Below are 15,892 nucleotides of genomic sequence, written 5' to 3'. Positions count from 1 at the left end.
CCTTTAAATTTATTTTTAAACGGCTTGTTAAATTTAACTGCGCAAATTTGCAAACCGCGGAGTTTGCGTCGGCGACAAAGTTCAAGACGGACGGGCATTAAAGCTCTAGCGCCGAATTTAGCAAGGCGCGGAAGACGTTTTGCGCATCCGCCAAATTGCGGTTTAAAATTTCAATCCGCCGCGTTTTAGCTTTAGATTTTGCAAATTTTACAATTATCAAAAACGGTTTAAATCTCAAATTTAAGCGGTTAAATTTAATAGACGAGCAAAATATCGCGACTAATTTAACCGAGCTAAATTTAGTCAAAATCCCTTTATCCAAAGAAACTCGGTTTAAATTTAGCGTCATTTGCCTGCGTAGTCAAATCTCGGCTTGCTTAGGCTAAATTCGAAACTATCGCGATTAACCGCACCGACGCAAGCATCGCTATCGTAAAGCGCGAGCAAAAACTCCGCCATCTCCCCGCTTGAGTGATAGCGCTTAAAAGCCGCGTCGTAGTCGTAGCCCGCGTCATCCGTCGCTACGGAGCCGAATTCCGTCCTAGTCGCGGCGGGCGCTAGAACTTTAGCCTGCATTTTAGCCTCTTTATCTTGCGCCAGCTCGTAGTGCAAGCCCTCCGTAAAGGCGCTTACGAAAAACTTGCTCGCGCAGTAGGTGACGGCGTTTGGCACCATGCTGTAGCCGCCCGCGGAGGAGATATTGATGAGCTGAGTGGGCTTATGCTTGTAATCGCGCACGAAGAGGTGGCTTAGCAGCGTGAGCGAAATGATGTTGAGACGTAACATCTGCGAGACTTTGGATAGATCGCGCTCGCCGACCGCGCCGTAATCTCCGAAGCCAGCGTTATTGATGAGCGCCTTTAGCTCGTAGCTTTTTAGCTCCTCCCAAAGCGCCCGGACGTTCTTGCTGCGCGCAAGGTCGCAAATTTTAATCACGACGTCCGATTTGGGCGCGATCTGCGCGATCTCGTCCTTTAAGCTTTGCAGCAGCTCCGCTCTGCGCGCGATTAGGATTAGATTTTCTCCTCGCCCGGCAAAGGCCTTCGCCGTAGCTGCTCCTATACCAGAACTTGCACCCGTAATCGCGATATATTTTTTCATTTTTTTCCTTTTGATAAATTTTTTATTATGCGTTTTTGCAGCCTTTAGGCAAAGTTTGCGCTATGCTTTGCCGCGCAGCCAAAACGGCAAAAACTCATAAAAGCCGCCGGCAAAACGTGCCGTTATTTTTCTAAAATTATCCTAGTCGCGGCAGGATCTACGCACTCTTTATCTATTATAATTTCGCCTATTTCTTTTGCCCTTATAACACCTGAAAGCGGGTTTTTCACGCTAGCTATGCCGCCTAAAATTTCTACGTCCACGCTTGAATACTCAAAGGCTAGCGTGGTATCTAGCGTCCGGCAGCCGCGCATCACGAGATTTTGCACGTAGCAAAGCCCTTGCAAGCTTTCTATCACGCAGTTTTCAAAGGTCACGTTTTTGCTGTTCCACGCGAGGTATTCGCCGCTTATAAAGCTATTTCGCACGGTCACGTTCTCGCAGTTCCAAAAGGCGTCTTTGCTAAGCAACTTGCTATCCTCGACGAGCACGTTTTTACAGCCGTCAAAGCCGTAGTTCCCGTCCAAATTTAGCCCGTAAACGCGCACGTTTTTGCAGTTCATCGCAAAATAATCCCCGCGCGCGCAGACGTTTTTTATCTCCACGTCCGCGCAGCTCCACAGCGTCTCCTCGGCCTTGGTCAAATTTACGTTTTCTAGCCTTACGTTTTGGCACCTGCGAAAGGATTTTGGCGCCTGGATTAGCGTATCTTTAAAGCTAACCTCCTGCGCGTACCATATGCCAGCGCGCGCCATCTGCATCAAAAACCCGTCCTCCACGGCGACGTTTTTAGTGTACCACAGCGGATATTTCCACTCGAAAGTGCAGTTTTTCAGGCGCAAATTTTGCCCGTGCTTTAGCGGCGACTCTCCCGCCGCAAACCCGCACCGCTCAAACTCAGCGTCCTTTGCGCCAAACATCGCGCGCTCGCCGATAAATTTTTGCTCGACAAATTTTTGCATATTTCGCCTCCGTCGTTTTTGTTGATTATATCGGTTTTACGGCAACAAGGGTGTAAATTTTAAAAATCGGAGCGAAATTTATGAAGCAAACGGGTAAATTTAAGCAGCAGTAAAAATCCAAGCGTTTAGGCATTGCTATTGTCTTTTGGAGTCCTATTTTCCCAAACGCTTGGCAGGAAAAGGTAAGATTTAGACTAGCGCAAAGGATGGAAACGCGAGCCTAAATTTTACCTCTTACAAGATCGAATTTGATCTAAATTTAAAACCTGCGACCCATCAATTTGAGCGGGCAAATTTAACCGAGTCGCAAGCGCAAAATCCAAACTTACCAAAAAGCGGCCCCCAAAGCGCACCGGCCGGGAGCCGCTAAATTTTAAATTTTACTTCTCAAACGCTTTTTCTACGCTAAACGGAAACGCCTGATAGCCCATCGCGTTAGTCATTTTTATCTCGATCGACGGCTCTTTTGCGCCCCATTCAAACTCGTTGATGTGAGGGCTAGGCACGCCGACTGGGCGACCTTTGGCGATGTCAAACTGCATGCCTGCGACCGCTGAGTAAACCATCACGCTATCTAGGTCGTCTTGATACTGCGCTAGCGAAGTAACCGAGCTGTACCACTCGCTGCCGCGCTGTTTGCCGTACTCCCAGACCTGCTCGACCGTTTTGGCTTTTTCGTCGATTTTATAGACGACCGCGCGGGAGTATTTCATACCCGCCATCGCAGGCTGCTCCATGCCGCGGGTGTCGCCGTTATCAAAGACGGTGAGATAAACGACGCCCTTTTTAGACTTGCTATCGATGCGAAATGCCGTGTGCTGCGTCCACTGCCAGTCAAATCCGCCCTTCTCGCTCTCATATCCTGGGCATTTTGAGTACTCGTCCTCGCAGACGATCTTTTTGCCGTCTTTATCTACCGGCTGGAGCAAGTAGCCCTTAAACTGATCCTTCCAGCCCTTGTGCGCGCCCATTATCCATTTGACTTTTTTGTCGCGGCCGATCTTGATGACGGCGTCTTGGTGGCGGCTGGAGATGATGATACTATCGTCGCTTGGGTCGTAGTCCACGCTATTTACGTGCGCCCAGTTTCGTCCAGGGCCAGAGCCTACGATGTCGCCCCATTTTTCGTTCGTATCCATCGCGGCTAGCTCGTCCGTGCTCGCGGTGTGGCCAGCCTTGCTAGCGTCGATATTTAGGCAAACCGCACCCTGATCGAGCGTTTTTAGCACGATGTCGCGGTACGGATCGAGAATTTCATACAGCCTAAAATCATCCACGACGTTGCCGTCTCTATCGACCTCGACGATGACGTCGCGCACGGTGCGGACGTTTTTACCGTCAGCGCGTTTATAGTTGGCGTTTGCCGCGCGCAGGAAATAGTGCCCGTTTTGCGCCACATCTAGCGAGTGCGAGAAGTCGTTGTAGCCCGCAGGCAGCTCGCGGTTAAAGATTTCGCGGCCCATTATGTCGTATTTGGCGTATCTTTGGCCGTATCCCCACGTCATCGCGCCGTCGTCGTTTTGCTTAAAGCCCATCATGACGCCCGCGCTAAACGGCTGTTTGAGGTCGTAAATTTTACTCGGCTCCAGATACCAGCGCACTTCGCCTTTGGTGTCTAGCACGAAGTTGTTTGGGCTGTAGTTCCACTCGATCGCGCCGCCGGCCGGGTTGTTCCACACGACTTTGGTGCCCTTGCCGGTTTTATTTACGAAGTTATTTACGTAGTAGAGGCGGTTGGCAAATTTCGCGCTCGGAGCCTTTACGACTTCGATTTTATCAAACAGCGCGCCCTTTTGAGACGGCATGCCAGAGCTCTCTAGATAAATCGCGGGAGCATAAATTTTATAGTTTTCTTTTATATGCTCGGTTTGTTCCTTGTAAATTTTATCATACTCGACCTCGACGGTGTTTTGATAGTCCGGATAGAGCCCGAAAACTGGAATTCCGCCGTGAGTGCGAAGGTGTTTGTCGGCGACCTTATAGCTGATAACCTGACCGCCGGGCTTTGGTACGATAGTGACTTTAGCGTTTGATAGCGTGTATCCGCCGTTTTTGATCACCGCCGTTAGAGGCGCGATGTCGTATGGGTTTACGACTACTTCGCCGATCTTGCCTGGGACGGCGTAGTCGATGTGCGAGCCGCTAGGTCCACCGATAGCAAGCGCTGCCGTGCTTAGACCGCCGAGTAACGCCGCGGCTAGGGCGACTGACGAGAGAGTTCTTTTCATCTTTTCTCCTTTATAATGATAAATCGTTTCATTGCCGTAATTTTAGTGAATATTTCTAACGTGAAAATCATGCTATTATTATAAATAGCTTAAATCCAAAAAATAATTTAAATTTTTATATTTTCCGCTAAAATTTAACCCAAATTTTACGAATTTAATCTAAAATTTATCTTAGCGTGAGTTTTGTGGCGGCGAAAAGGTATAAAATTAACTCAAACGAAATCATTTTAAGGAGTACTCCATGAACCTACTTTCTAAATTTAGCAAAGGCTTTCTAGCAGTCGCGATGTTTGGCGCCATAAGCACAGCCGCGTTTACCGAGGGCGAGGACTACGTCAAGCTAGAAAAACCGCTACCCGTAGAGCAAAACACGCTGGTTAAGGTTTTTAGCTACGCTTGCCCGTTTTGCTACAAATACGATAAAACCGTCACGCCAAAAGTCGTAGAAAAAGTCGCTGGGCTAAAATACGTACCGTTTCATCTAAAAACCAAGGGCGAATACGGCGAGGCGGCGAGTAAAATTTTTGCCGTTTTAGCCGTGATGGACGAGGAAAAAGGCGTGAGCCTGCTAGATGAAAACTCGCTGTTTAAAAAAGCAAAATTTGCCTACTACAAGGCCTATCACGATCAAAAGCAGCGCTGGAGCGATGGTAAGGACGAGGCTGCGTTTTTAAAGACGGGGCTTGATGCGGCGGGTATCAGCGAAGCGGATTATCAAAAGAAGCTAGAGGATCCAAAGGTCGCCGAACTGCTTAAAAAATGGGACGAGAGCTACGACGTAGCGAAAATCCAAGGCGTGCCGGCGTTCGTCGTAAACGGCAAATACCTCATCATGACGAAGTCCATCAGCTCCATCGACAGCATGGCGCAGCTAATTGAAGAGCTGCTTAAAAAATAGGGCGCGGCATGAAATTTGCGGAAAAAATAGCGAAATTCGGAGGTAGCCGCCTGCCGTGGGCGATCCTCATAGCGGTGAGCGTAGGGGTTGTTATCCTCGCGCACTCGCTGTTTCAAAACTACGTCTATATGCCGCCTTGCGAGCAGTGCGTCTATATCCGCTTTGCCTTTTTGTGCATGGCGCTAGGAGGCCTGGTCGCGATCGTAAATCCTAAAAATTTGCTTCTCGCCGCGGTAGGCTACCTGCTAGCCTTTTGGGGCGCGATCCAGGGCATAATGTATAGCGCCAAGCTAGCCAAGATCCACGACGCCGTGCACGGAGACGATCCGTTCGGCGTGCAGGGCTGCTCGACCGAGCCGCACTATCCGTTTGGCCTGCCGCTTGAGCGGTGGGCGCCTGATTGGTTCTTGCCTACGGGCGACTGCGGCTACGATAGCCCGCTGGTGCCCGACGGCGTCACGCTAAGCGGCTTTCAGAAGTATCTGGTGGATCTTTACGAGGACGGCTGGTATCTGATCCCATCAAGCAAATTTATGTCGATGGCCGACTGCACGCTGATCGGCTTTGGAGTCTGCTTCGTCGTGCTTGCCGCGATGTTTATTTGCAAAATTTTAACTATCAAAAAAGCTTAAATCGGTCTAAATTTAGACCGATTTTGCTATACTCGCCGCATGAGAGCCTTACGCGAACATAATTTTAAAATCTACTTCATCATCATTTTCGCAAGCCTTTTCGTGGTGCTTTTGGGCGTGAAAAACTACGAGGACGCCAAGGCGCAGATTACGGCGCTCGCGGATAAAAACAAGATCGCCGCGAGCGAAAATATGGTCGGGAATTTCTCGTTTTGGCTGGACGAGCGACTGCACTCGCTGGTGCGCGCGGCTAAATTTATACAAAACGCGGGCATCTCGCAAGATAGCGAAAAGCTCGGCGGTTTCATACGGCTTTTTAAGGAAAACTCCGCGGAATTCGACGCCTTGCAGTTTTTGCGCGAGGGCGGGGATATCTTCGTGGACGGCAAGGAGCTAGGCGAGAACGAAGCTATGCCAAAGAGCCTGCGCACGGGGCTTGTGTGGTTTGAGGAGACCAAAAACACGCTCACACCCACGGTAAATTTTATGCAGCGCCATAAAATTTTAGGCGAGCCGACGTTAAATTTATGCGTGCCCGTGCTGGACGGAAGCTCGTTTGCGGGGGTGTTTTGCGGCGTGGTGAAGCTGCAAAACATACTAAAAAATATGGAAAAATTTAAACTAGCGCCCGATACCTACGCCTTTATCGTAACCCACGGCGGCGAAATTTTAACGCCGATGAAGGACGCGGCGCTAAAAAAGCAGATCGAGGATAAATTTAAAGAGCTTTTCCTGCGCGACGAGGACATCACGAGCCTAAATATCGGCTCAAATTTCATCTCCGTCGCCGAGATCCCCACGCTAAACTGGTTTATAGGCGCGGGTACGGATAACGAAAAGGAGCTTGCAACGCTGCTTAACTCCGTGCTAAAAAACGCTCTCATCTTGCTTTTTGCGTTCGCGGCGCTGGCGCTGGTGGCAAATTTCCTCCATAACTTTATGTACTCAAAAATCAAAAACCTACAAGACGACTACGAAGCTCTGCTCAAGCACAAAGCCCGTATGAGCGAGGCTGGCGAGCTAATCAGCGGCATAAATCATCAGTTTATTCAGCCGGTTAATTCGCTAAATTTAATGATCTCAAGCCTGCTCATGCTGCAAAAAGACGGCAAGCTAGATGCCGCTACGCTAGAGAGTATGCTGCAAAAAGGCCAGGCTGCGACCGTGCTCTTGAGCGATACGATCGAGATTTTTAGAAATTTTTACAAAAGCAGCGACAGTCCGCAAAAATTTAGCGTGCAGCGCTGCATCAAAGACCTGCTAAAGCTCATGCACACCGAGCTTAGCAAAGCAAACGTCGCGGTAAGCTTGCGCGAGTTTCAAGACGAAGAGGCCACGCAGCGAATGGGCATCGTGCAGCAAATTTTACTCATCCTCATTCACAACGCCAAAGACGCGGTCGTGGAGCGATACAAAGACGAAATCGCCAAGCGGCAAGTTTTTATCGATGTCAAATTTGAAAACGGCATGTGTAAAATATCCGTCACGGACTACGGCAGCGGCGTGAGCAAGGAGCTTCGGGATAAAATTTTGACCCAGCCAAAAACCACCAAAAAGCAAGGAAGCGGCATCGGGCTGTATTTTGGCAAAAAGCTGGCAAACGAAAAGCTCGCAGGCGATATCAAACTACTAAGCTCTGGTGATCCGACGACGTTTGAGCTCGGCTTTGAGATAAATTTAAAGGAGTGAGATGCAAGAGTACTTAAAGCTGCTTAAAGACCTGAGCGTCCTCATCGTCGAAGACGACGAGATCGCAAGGGAGCTGCTAATAGGCGGGCTAAAGCCATACTGCCTTAGCGTCTGGGGCGCGGGCGACGGGCTAGAGGGGCTGGAGCGCTTTAAAAAGCTAGCCCCTACGGTCGTCATCACCGACATCCACATGCCCGCGATGAACGGCTTTGAGATGATGAAGGAGATGATACGCATAAAGCCCGCGCAAAAATTTATCGTCTTTACCTCCTACGACACCGACGATAACCTCATCAAAAGCATCGAGCACGGCGCGGCATCGTTTCTAAAAAAGCCCGTCGATATCGCTGCCCTGTGCCGCCTGCTAGTGGCTCTAACCTACGAAAAGGACGAAAAGCTCGTGCGTCTGGGCCCGCAAACCAGCATAAATCTTGCTAAAGAAAAGATCTACAAAAACGGCGAGGAAATTTATCTATCATTTTTGCAAAACAAGCTCTTTTGGCTCTTTGCGTACAATCTAAACAAGCTCGTGAGCTACGAGATGATCGAGGAGTTCGTCTACGAGGGCGAGCAAACGAGCAAGGGCGCGATACAAAATGTCGTACTAAGGCTAAAGCGGGAGCTGGGGGTTAAATTTAAAAATATTAGCGAGAGTGGATACATCTTACTAAGCGGCGAATAAATTTGATTTGCGGCTTGGCTTTTGAGCGTCTTTGAATGAGTTTGAAATTTTAAGTCTGCGGCAGACTACTTGTCTAGCCTTGACTTAAAATTTCTGCACAACATTCAAATCCATCTCAAAATACTGCGCCTTATCTTTTTACGTTCAAATTTGAAGTCAAATTTATAAATTTCGGCTTCAAATTTTACTCGCCTAGACCCGCCCATCGAAAATGTCAAATTTGAGTTTTTAAATTTGTAATTTTAGCAGAATATGAGATAAATATTCCAGACGTCGGTAGGCGTAGTTTAAATAGTTTTTGATTAGGCGTGACGGGAGCATACATATAGTATGTGACCGAGCGCCTTAATCAAAAACTACTTTTGAAATCCGTCAAGCGCGGGGAATTCAAAATCTAAATTTGATTGATTTCGCTGCTACGCGCATTATACACAAACCAGCTTAGTATCATCACAAGACAAAACGCCCCAAACACCGCAAAAAACGCAAAATTCGCCCACGCGTAAATTTTGATAAATACCGCTTCGTTTGCCGCGCTCAAATCAGGCGCAAAAAGGCTCGGGCAAATTTCGTTTAGCGGTAGCGCAAAAGGAAAACTAATCTCGCTAACGCCGCTAAAATCGCTCGTGGAGTAATCAAGCCCGAATATCGCGCCCAAAAAAATCAGGAAAAATCCCGCGAGCTTGACGCCAAAAAACTTGGGCGCGCACATCGCTACGCACACGCCAAACGCCGCAAACAGCGTCGCAAAGCGCAGCTTCACAACAAGCGCATCGGCTGCCTCGCCGCCTAAAAACAGCTCGCACAAGATAAATTTGACCGCCAAAACCGCAAGCAGCCCCGCCCAAAACGCTCGCCTTCGCTGCAAGTTATATGCAAAGCAGACAAAGCCCTTGTTTTCGATATTGTAGTCCATTATCTCGCCGATAGCTCTTTGACGGCGGCGGCCATGGCGTCGATCGAGCCTAACGCCTGCGCGTTTAGCAGATATTTACCGCTAACGACGTATGCCGGCACGCCCTGAACCTTGGCTACGTCGTAGCTCTCGTCCCATGTTTTTAAAATTTCTTGCGCGCGCGGGCTAGCTAGAGCCTTGTCGTAGTCCGCCTCGCTCACGCCCGCTGCACTAATGGCGGTTTTGATAAATCTAACCTTGTCCTTGCCGTCTTTAAAATCGTCGTTTTTGTCGTGAACGGCGTTATAAACCGCAAATTTAGCCTTTTTAAATTTAGACTTCTCGCTAAGCAAACTAACGTCGTTAGCCTCGTCCAGAGCGATCATCGCGGCAAAAATTTTACTCGCCGTTTCACCGAGCTTTCCTTTGGTTTTTAAGTGATACGGGATAAATTTAACTCCGTCTAGCTCGCTAAAGAGTTTGGGCGTGACGGTTTTGTCGAATTTATAGCAGTGCGGACACTCGTAGCTAAAGACCTTTACGACGCTGTTTTTAGGTACGTCTAGAGGTTTTTGTAGTATCTGATACTCCTTGCCCTCCTCTAGCGCGTTTGCCATAGAGCCAAGCAGGCAAAAGACGGCTAAAATCCGCATAAATTTAGAGATTATTTTCATAGAAATCCTTTGGATTAAATTTTAAAAATTGTATAAAATAAAGGGTAAATTTGAGATTAAGCGGGCTAAGCTAGGCAAATTTGACGAGTCAAATTTAAACAAAGCGGCGAGTCAAATTTTCATTTCAAATTTAACCTCGCCGCACAAATACCGAATCCAGCCGCGCGTCTGATTTTAACGGCGGCTAGAAAAACTAAACCGGAAAAGGTCAAATTTTAATACTCAAAGATATTCGGATCGATCACCATCGCGCGGTAGGCTACGTCATCTCTCGATGCAGACTCCACGTCCATCTCAAATTTGATGTCGTTTGTTTTCGGATCGATCTCCACGAGCACCATTTTGATCGTTTTATCAGGCTTTAGCAGATAGACGTTCGAGCTTGACATAAAATACGTGCTTTTATCCTTTTGCCACTCCACGACGCTAGTAACCGCGCTATAGAAGTCAAATCCACGCTCCTTGCCAAACTCCCACGTCTGCTCGACGGTGCCCTTTTTCTCGTCGATCTTGTACTCAACCGCGCGAGAGTATTTTTCCTCTTTTAGCGCAGGCTGCTCCATGCCGCGGCCGTCGCCGTTGTCAAATACGCTGATGTGCTTTACAGGGCCCTTGTTATCGTAGCGCGGAGTGAGCCACGCGGTGTGCTGCGTCCACGACCAGTCGAAGTCGCCCTCGCATTTTGAGTTTTCGCATTTGATTTTGTTGCCGTTTTTATCGACAGGAGTAAGCACTTTTTCTTTAAAGTCCGCACTCCAGCCCTCAGGCGATGCCAGGATCCATTTTACCTTTTTGTCGCGGCCGATCTTAACTATGCCTTGGTGGCGAAGCGAGAGGATGATGCCGTCGTCGCTAGGATCGTATGAGATCGAGTTTACGTGCGCCCAGTTGCGTCCCGTGCCGGTCGAGGTCACGTCGCCGAAAGGCAGATCGTCGCTGATTTTGATCTCTTTGGCGTCCATGTCGATATTTAGGCACACGGCGCGAGCGTCAAGAGCCTTGATGAGGCTGCTGCGGTAGACGTTTTTGCCGAAAATTTCATTCAGATCCCACTCGTCCACGACCTTGCCGCTGCCGTCCACTTCGATGATATGATCTCTGATCGTGTGCGAGATCCTGCCGTCTGCGTGGTGGTAGTTGTATTTACCGACGCGAAGCAGTAAGTGATCACCCTTTAGCGGCATCACCTCGTGGCTAAGGTCGATGTAGCCGCGCGGCAGCTCGCGATTATACACCTCTTTGCCCATCATATCGTAGCGCATATATCGCTGCGCCATACCCCAGCTCAGATCACCGTTTGGCAGCTGATGAAAGCCCATCATCATGCCGCCGTCCATCACCCTACGCTCGCTGCGGTCGTAAAATTTCTGATAATCCAGATACCATCTGACCTCGCCCTGCGTATCGACGACGAAATTTTCGGTAAAATCATTCCAGCTAGCGGCACCCCCATTTTTCCAATCAAGCGGCTTATAAACGCTTGTGATGGTGTTGTTGATAAGATAGAGCCTGTTTTTAAACGCAGGATCGACCTTTTTGACCTTCATCTTTTGCATGTGGCTAAATCTATAATCGCGGCTATACGTCACGATCGGCTGAGCGTAAATTTTATACTTTTCGACCTTCTTTTCGCCGTTAAAAACGTAGCTTACTTCGACCTCGTTTAGATAGTCCGGATACAGCCCCCAGATCGGCACGCCGTCGTGCGTCAGCAGCGCATGCTCGGAGACGTTATAGGCGATGTCGATACCGCCGTTTGGCTTACCCAGCACCTGCACGTGGATATCCTTGATGTCCTTGCCCGCCCTATCGATAACGGCGGTCAGCGGCGCCACGTCGTATGGGTTGATAAACACCGAGCCAAGCTCGCCCTGCACCTTCACGTGATGCGCCAAAACGCCCGCACTCGCAGTCTGCGGCACCGCTATAAACGCGCCGCCCGCCAAGGCCGCAGCCAAAACGATAGAACCGAAAAAATTCTTACGCATATTCGCTCCTTTTGGATAAATTTAGCTAATTTTACTACCACCAAATCACATAATAATCATACTAGCTTTAAATTTTACTTAAATATTAAATTTAAAGATAAATATTAATATGAAGGCTTAAATTTTAGAATGAGGTCGAGCCGGATAACGAGTCAAATTTTGATATAATTAGCCCGATTTTATCAAATTTAAGGAGAAAAAATGCCTTTCATAAACGTCAAAATGGCAGGCCCAGAGCCGACAAAAGAGCAAAAGCAAAAGCTGGTCGAGGAGATGACCGACACCATGGTGCGCGTGCTGGGCAAAAATCGCGAGCGAGTGCAAATTTATATCGAAACATACGACGCAAGCTCGATAGGCTCAGGCGGCAAGACGCTTGAGGAAATCAGAAAGGAGCAAAAATGAGTGAATTTTCTAAAGAGGATTTGGAGCGAAAAATCACGCTAGTAGCGGGCGATACGGCGCCGGAGTTTAGCCTAGAAAACAGCGACGGCGTAAGCGTCAGCCTAAAAGACTTCGTCGGCAAAAACGTCGTGCTGTACTTTTATCCAAAGGACAACACCCCGGGTTGCACGACCGAAGCATGCGAATTTAGCGCGCTTTACGACGACTTTATAGCCAAAGACACCGTGATCGTCGGCGTTAGTCCCGATAGCGTCAAGTCGCACGCCGGCTTTGCGCAAAAACAGAGCCTAAAGCACATCCTGCTAAGCGATCCTACGCACGAAGTCGCCAAACTCTACGGCGTCTGGCAAGTGAAGAAAAATTACGGCAAAGAGTATCTGGGTATCGCGCGCTCTACGTTTGTGATCGGCAAAGACGGCAAGATCGCGAAGGTGTATAAGAGCGTGAAAGCTAAGGAGCACGCGGCGAAGGTTTTGGCCGATCTTGTGAAGTGATTGCGGCTTGTCTCGCGAGTGCTTTTTGCAGATTTCGTTAAAATTTGACTCAATAGGCTATATGCCTTATTTTCGTTAAATTTTAACTTCAAAACACCAAAAATCATCTCGCGATACTTTGCCTTGATTTTTTGTACTCAAATTTGAAGTCAAATTTGCGAATTTCGGTTTCAAATTTTACACACCGAGACCCGCACCGCAAAAAGCTAAATTTAGCTTAGTTAAGTTTTTGGGTTTCTTTGAGCAAAAGCAACCGCTCAAGGGTTGTTTTTGCTTTATTGTAAAGGGGGTGGGGGCTTAAATTGCGAAGTCGCCCCCCCCTTTTTTTTTAAATCCCCATCCCCCTACGCCGCTTTTAAGGTGGCGACATGGCTTTGCTAACGCAAAGCGTCGCGAGTTTAAGCGATATGGGTCTCGGTGCGTTAAATTTAAAATATTCCCCGCAAATTTAACCTAAATCCCGTCAAATTCCCGCTCAAATTTTTGATAACGATTATTTTCTAATTATCAAAATATTTATAATGGAGGAGTAATATTTCAGTTATTAAATAATCTTTCAAGGAGAAAAAATGGTTAAGTTACAAGAAAAATACGGCCTTTTTATAAACGGCGAATTCGTCCCCGCAAGTAGCGGCAAGACACTAGATACCTTTGATCCCGCCACCGGCAAAAAGCTAGCCGCGATCGCGGACGCGAGTAAAGAGGACGTGGATGCGGCGGTTAAGGCCGCGCGAGAGGCGTTTAAGACGTTTCGCCACAGTACCGTGAGCGAGCGAAGCAGAATTTTGCTCAAAATCGCCGACATAATCGACGCAAACAAAGACTTTTTAGCCGCAGTCGAGACGATGGACAACGGCAAACCTATCCGCGAGACGCTAAACGTGGACGTGCCGTACGCGGCGGAGCATTTTAGGTACTTTGCCGGCGTGATCCAGGGCGAAGAGGGCAGCGCAAACGTGCTCGAGGAAAAGCACCTCTCGCTAATCTTACGCGAGCCTATCGGCGTCGTAGCGCAGATCGTACCGTGGAATTTCCCCTTTTTGATGGCGGCGTGGAAGCTAGCCCCGGTCATCGCAGCCGGCGACACGAGCGTGCTAAAACCGTCGTCTGAAACGAGCCTGAGCGTGCTCGAGCTAATGCGCCTCATCAAAGACGTACTACCAAAAGGCGTCGTAAACGTAATCACGGGCAAAGGCAGCGGCGCCGGAGCGTTCTTGCAAAAGCACAGCGGCATCGACAAGATCGCATTTACCGGCTCGACCGAGATCGGACGCGAGATCGCTATCTCGGCAGCTGAAAAAATCATCCCGGCAACGCTCGAGCTAGGCGGTAAGTCAGCCAACATCATCTACGCCGACGCGGACTTTGAGCTGGCTCTAGACGGCGTTCAGATGGGCATTTTGTTTAACCAAGGACAAGTTTGCTGCGCGGGCAGTAGGATATTTGTCGAGGAGAAAATTTACGATAAATTTATCGCCGCGGCTGTGGAGAAATTTAAAAATCTAAAAGTCGGCGATCCTCTGGATCCAAAGACGCAAATGGGCTCTCAAATCAACGCCAAACAAGCAGCCAAGATCGTCGAGTACATCGACATCGGCGTCAAAGAAGGCGCTAAAATCGCCGTCGGAGGCAAGCTCGCGGCTGCGGGAGATAGCTTCGTCGAACCAACGCTGCTAGTGGACGTGAGCAACGATATGCGCATAGCCAGAGAGGAGATCTTCGGCCCTGTGGGCGTCGTGATCAAATTTAAAAACGAGGACGAACTCATCAAGATGGTAAACGACAGCGAATACGGCCTGGGCGGCGGCGTCTTCACGCAGGACATCACTCGTGCCATCCGCACCGCTCGCGCGATGGAAACGGGCCGCGTGTGGATAAACTGCTACAACCAGATACCGGCGGGCAGCCCTTTTGGCGGCTACAAGAGCTCGGGCATCGGCCGCGAAACGCACAAAATCATCCTTGAGCACTACACTCAGATGAAAAATATCATGATAAATTTGACGGGCAAGGTTAGTTCGTTTTATTAGAATTTCGCTTAATGCAACTTTGAGTCGGGCGCTTTGCCCGGCCTTTTACACGGTTTTTTAATTTTTTGAATTTGACGAAAACTCTCGTAAATTTGAATAAATTTAGGACCGATTTTATCCGCGTAAATCTCAAATTTAATGCCGAGTCGCCTATTTTGCACAGAGATAAAACACTCTCTAGGCCCCAAATTTAATCACCAAATTTGGCCGAATTTAGCTTTGTGTTTTTACATTGCTAAATTTCTAAATTTTAGTGTACTGACCCTCGCGACTCATCACGAGTTTTTCGCAAATTTGCCAAAAAAACGATACTCCGAACCGGCCTGCGCGATCACGTCCAAAAGCTCATCCGCGCGCATAGTATAAATGCCGTCCGCGTAGCTCACGCCTCTATCAAAAAGCGCCTTGGATGCATCGAGACGGTCAAACCGACGACAATGACGTCGGCACCGCTCTTTTTTTATACTCAATATCTCCTCCAGTGTGTCGTTTAGTAACGTGACGACAGTTATGCTGAGATTGTCGGTCACCCCGATCGCGTCCACGGCCCCTTCTTGCGGGATAATATAAAGCTCTTTTTAACTTAAGCTCAAGCAAAGGAGCAGTAAGTTACGACGAGAGCCGTATATAAATATCTGTTAAATATTTATATATTTCATTTAAAGAAATTACTTGTACTTTTTGCTACTTGAGCAACAGTTTTTACCGCTACCGCAGCCACAGTCTTTTTGTTTAAATTCTTTCGCATAAACAAAATACCCCGCACCGACTGCTAGTACGATCAAAATCACAGCTTCGTACCAAGCCATATTTTTCATTTAAAGGGCAAGTTGTCGCGCCAAATTTACATCAAAATTTAACTGGAGACAACCCGCTGAAGTTTTATTTAGAGATATCTTTAGAATCAACGATTACTTCATGTCCTTCGCCCGCAAACATCCTAGCCTTATATTCGCCCTCGGGCTTTTTAAATGTGTACATACTGTCTTTGTCAAATTTGCCCTCGATAATAACCTTGCCATTTTGCAAAACCTTAAACTCCACACCGCTAGCACTACTGCCGTCGCTAAAGCCGGCCTCGCATGTGACGCTACCGTCGCCGTTATCTATGCAACTCATGAGCGCCGTATGCGCAAAAGCCGGTAGGCTCACAAGAGCAACTAAAGCCGATGAAAATAAAATCTTTTTCATTTTCTCTCCTTTTTAAAAAGTTA

General features: G+C 48.2%; 17 protein-coding genes. 8 read left to right on the top strand and 9 right to left on the bottom strand.

Annotation, left to right across the window (positions count from 1 at the left end; genetic code table 11):
- Positions 1–345 precede the first annotated feature (345 nt).
- The 3 genes from QZ157_RS08325 to QZ157_RS08315 all read right to left on the bottom strand — a co-directional run bounded on the left by QZ157_RS08325 (position 346) and on the right by QZ157_RS08315 (position 4,291).
- The gene (locus QZ157_RS08325) at positions 346–1,101 is read right to left on the bottom strand and encodes an SDR family NAD(P)-dependent oxidoreductase (RefSeq protein ID WP_295144298.1); all 756 of its coding nucleotides are present in this window, start codon (positions 1,099–1,101) and stop codon (positions 346–348) included.
- A gap of 122 nt (positions 1,102–1,223) precedes the next feature.
- A complete protein-coding gene (locus QZ157_RS08320) occupies positions 1,224–2,063 on the bottom strand; it encodes a DUF3737 family protein (RefSeq protein WP_295144296.1) in 840 nt (279 codons plus the stop codon).
- 380 nt (positions 2,064–2,443) lie between these two features.
- Positions 2,444–4,291, bottom strand: coding sequence for an aryl-sulfate sulfotransferase (locus tag QZ157_RS08315; RefSeq protein WP_295144293.1), 1,848 nt, complete (start codon positions 4,289–4,291; stop codon positions 2,444–2,446).
- Between the two features lie 241 nt (positions 4,292–4,532).
- On the opposite strand from QZ157_RS08315, the gene QZ157_RS08310 reads away from it, so the two are divergent.
- Genes QZ157_RS08310 through QZ157_RS08295 form a run of 4 tightly spaced genes read left to right on the top strand, consistent with a single transcriptional unit; the run spans position 4,533 to position 8,192 of the window.
- Positions 4,533–5,189 (top strand): thiol:disulfide interchange protein DsbA/DsbL, encoded by a 657-nt coding sequence (locus QZ157_RS08310; RefSeq protein WP_295144290.1) that lies wholly within the window; start codon positions 4,533–4,535, stop codon positions 5,187–5,189.
- 8 nt (positions 5,190–5,197) lie between these two features.
- On the top strand, positions 5,198–5,821 hold the full coding sequence (dsbI, locus tag QZ157_RS08305) for a protein-disulfide oxidoreductase DsbI (protein WP_295144287.1): 624 nt from the start codon (positions 5,198–5,200) through the stop codon (positions 5,819–5,821).
- Positions 5,822–5,860: 39 nt separating this feature from the next.
- Positions 5,861–7,510 (top strand): sensor histidine kinase, encoded by a 1,650-nt coding sequence (locus tag QZ157_RS08300; RefSeq protein WP_295144285.1) that lies wholly within the window; start codon positions 5,861–5,863, stop codon positions 7,508–7,510.
- A 1-nt stretch (position 7,511) separates the two neighbouring features.
- A complete protein-coding gene (locus QZ157_RS08295; protein ID WP_295144282.1) occupies positions 7,512–8,192 on the top strand; it encodes a response regulator in 681 nt (226 codons plus the stop codon).
- A 394-nt stretch (positions 8,193–8,586) separates the two neighbouring features.
- Here the strand turns inward: QZ157_RS08295 and QZ157_RS08290 are convergent, their stop codons facing one another.
- The gene (locus QZ157_RS08290; protein ID WP_295144279.1) at positions 8,587–9,108 is read right to left on the bottom strand and encodes a hypothetical protein; all 522 of its coding nucleotides are present in this window, start codon (positions 9,106–9,108) and stop codon (positions 8,587–8,589) included.
- Positions 9,108–9,761 carry a thiol:disulfide interchange protein DsbA/DsbL gene (locus QZ157_RS08285; RefSeq protein ID WP_295144276.1) on the bottom strand — a complete coding sequence of 218 codons (654 nt, stop codon included), beginning with the start codon at positions 9,759–9,761 and terminating at the stop codon, positions 9,108–9,110. The genes QZ157_RS08290 and QZ157_RS08285 overlap by 1 nt, the downstream gene beginning before the upstream one ends.
- 28 nt (positions 9,762–9,789) lie before the next feature.
- Here QZ157_RS08285 and QZ157_RS08280 point away from each other — a divergent pair, with 28 nt between their 5' ends.
- Positions 9,790–9,933: a hypothetical protein gene (locus QZ157_RS08280; protein WP_295144273.1), complete on the top strand. Its 144-nt coding sequence runs from the start codon at positions 9,790–9,792 to the stop codon at positions 9,931–9,933.
- Positions 9,934–9,976: 43 nt separating this feature from the next.
- Here the strand turns inward: QZ157_RS08280 and QZ157_RS08275 are convergent, their stop codons facing one another.
- The gene (locus tag QZ157_RS08275) at positions 9,977–11,749 is read right to left on the bottom strand and encodes an aryl-sulfate sulfotransferase (protein ID WP_295144270.1); all 1,773 of its coding nucleotides are present in this window, start codon (positions 11,747–11,749) and stop codon (positions 9,977–9,979) included.
- Between the two features lie 201 nt (positions 11,750–11,950).
- On the opposite strand from QZ157_RS08275, the gene QZ157_RS08270 reads away from it, so the two are divergent.
- The 3 genes from QZ157_RS08270 (at position 11,951) to QZ157_RS08260 (ending at position 14,678) form a co-directional block, all read left to right on the top strand.
- Positions 11,951–12,154 carry a 4-oxalocrotonate tautomerase family protein gene (locus QZ157_RS08270; RefSeq protein ID WP_002949321.1) on the top strand — a complete coding sequence of 68 codons (204 nt, stop codon included), beginning with the start codon at positions 11,951–11,953 and terminating at the stop codon, positions 12,152–12,154.
- Positions 12,151–12,648, top strand: a complete 498-nt coding sequence (gene bcp / locus QZ157_RS08265; RefSeq protein ID WP_295144267.1) for a thioredoxin-dependent thiol peroxidase — start codon at positions 12,151–12,153, stop codon at positions 12,646–12,648. Before QZ157_RS08270 ends, bcp begins: the two co-directional genes overlap by 4 nt.
- Before the next feature lie 569 nt (positions 12,649–13,217).
- Positions 13,218–14,678: an aldehyde dehydrogenase family protein gene (locus tag QZ157_RS08260; protein ID WP_295144264.1), complete on the top strand. Its 1,461-nt coding sequence runs from the start codon at positions 13,218–13,220 to the stop codon at positions 14,676–14,678.
- A 275-nt stretch (positions 14,679–14,953) separates the two neighbouring features.
- On the opposite strand, the gene QZ157_RS08255 is transcribed toward QZ157_RS08260, so the two are convergent.
- The 3 genes from QZ157_RS08255 to QZ157_RS08245 all read right to left on the bottom strand — a co-directional run bounded on the left by QZ157_RS08255 (position 14,954) and on the right by QZ157_RS08245 (position 15,869).
- Positions 14,954–15,223 (bottom strand): Fis family transcriptional regulator, encoded by a 270-nt coding sequence (locus QZ157_RS08255; protein ID WP_295144261.1) that lies wholly within the window; start codon positions 15,221–15,223, stop codon positions 14,954–14,956.
- Positions 15,224–15,346: 123 nt separating this feature from the next.
- Positions 15,347–15,487, bottom strand: coding sequence for a FeoB-associated Cys-rich membrane protein (locus QZ157_RS08250; RefSeq protein WP_295144258.1), 141 nt, complete (start codon positions 15,485–15,487; stop codon positions 15,347–15,349).
- A 73-nt stretch (positions 15,488–15,560) separates the two neighbouring features.
- On the bottom strand, positions 15,561–15,869 hold the full coding sequence (locus QZ157_RS08245) for a hypothetical protein (RefSeq protein ID WP_185898110.1): 309 nt from the start codon (positions 15,867–15,869) through the stop codon (positions 15,561–15,563).
- Positions 15,870–15,892: the final 23 nt, after the last annotated feature.

It is taken from the genome of uncultured Campylobacter sp., assembly GCF_905372745.1.
Classification (GTDB): domain Bacteria; phylum Campylobacterota; class Campylobacteria; order Campylobacterales; family Campylobacteraceae; genus Campylobacter_A.
Note: the sequence above shows the minus strand (reverse complement) of the source record. Positions and strands in the feature narration are given on the sequence as shown.

Bases quoted from the DNA above. Each gene is read 5' to 3' on its own strand.
- QZ157_RS08325 (WP_295144298.1), bottom strand. From the start codon at position 1,101: ATGAAAAAATATATCGCGATTACGGGTGCAAGTTCTGGTATAGGAGCA.
- QZ157_RS08320 (WP_295144296.1), bottom strand. From the start codon at position 2,063: ATGCAAAAATTTGTCGAGCAAAAATTTATCGGCGAGCGCGCGATGTTT.
- QZ157_RS08315 (WP_295144293.1), bottom strand. From the start codon at position 4,291: ATGAAAAGAACTCTCTCGTCAGTCGCCCTAGCCGCGGCGTTACTCGGC.
- QZ157_RS08310 (WP_295144290.1), top strand. From the start codon at position 4,533: ATGAACCTACTTTCTAAATTTAGCAAAGGCTTTCTAGCAGTCGCGATG.
- dsbI (WP_295144287.1), top strand. From the start codon at position 5,198: ATGAAATTTGCGGAAAAAATAGCGAAATTCGGAGGTAGCCGCCTGCCG.
- QZ157_RS08300 (WP_295144285.1), top strand. From the start codon at position 5,861: ATGAGAGCCTTACGCGAACATAATTTTAAAATCTACTTCATCATCATT.
- QZ157_RS08295 (WP_295144282.1), top strand. From the start codon at position 7,512: ATGCAAGAGTACTTAAAGCTGCTTAAAGACCTGAGCGTCCTCATCGTC.
- QZ157_RS08290 (WP_295144279.1), bottom strand. From the start codon at position 9,108: ATGGACTACAATATCGAAAACAAGGGCTTTGTCTGCTTTGCATATAAC.
- QZ157_RS08285 (WP_295144276.1), bottom strand. From the start codon at position 9,761: ATGAAAATAATCTCTAAATTTATGCGGATTTTAGCCGTCTTTTGCCTG.
- QZ157_RS08275 (WP_295144270.1), bottom strand. From the start codon at position 11,749: ATGCGTAAGAATTTTTTCGGTTCTATCGTTTTGGCTGCGGCCTTGGCG.
- QZ157_RS08270 (WP_002949321.1), top strand. From the start codon at position 11,951: ATGCCTTTCATAAACGTCAAAATGGCAGGCCCAGAGCCGACAAAAGAG.
- bcp (WP_295144267.1), top strand. From the start codon at position 12,151: ATGAGTGAATTTTCTAAAGAGGATTTGGAGCGAAAAATCACGCTAGTA.
- QZ157_RS08260 (WP_295144264.1), top strand. From the start codon at position 13,218: ATGGTTAAGTTACAAGAAAAATACGGCCTTTTTATAAACGGCGAATTC.
- QZ157_RS08250 (WP_295144258.1), bottom strand. From the start codon at position 15,487: ATGGCTTGGTACGAAGCTGTGATTTTGATCGTACTAGCAGTCGGTGCG.
- QZ157_RS08245 (WP_185898110.1), bottom strand. From the start codon at position 15,869: ATGAAAAAGATTTTATTTTCATCGGCTTTAGTTGCTCTTGTGAGCCTA.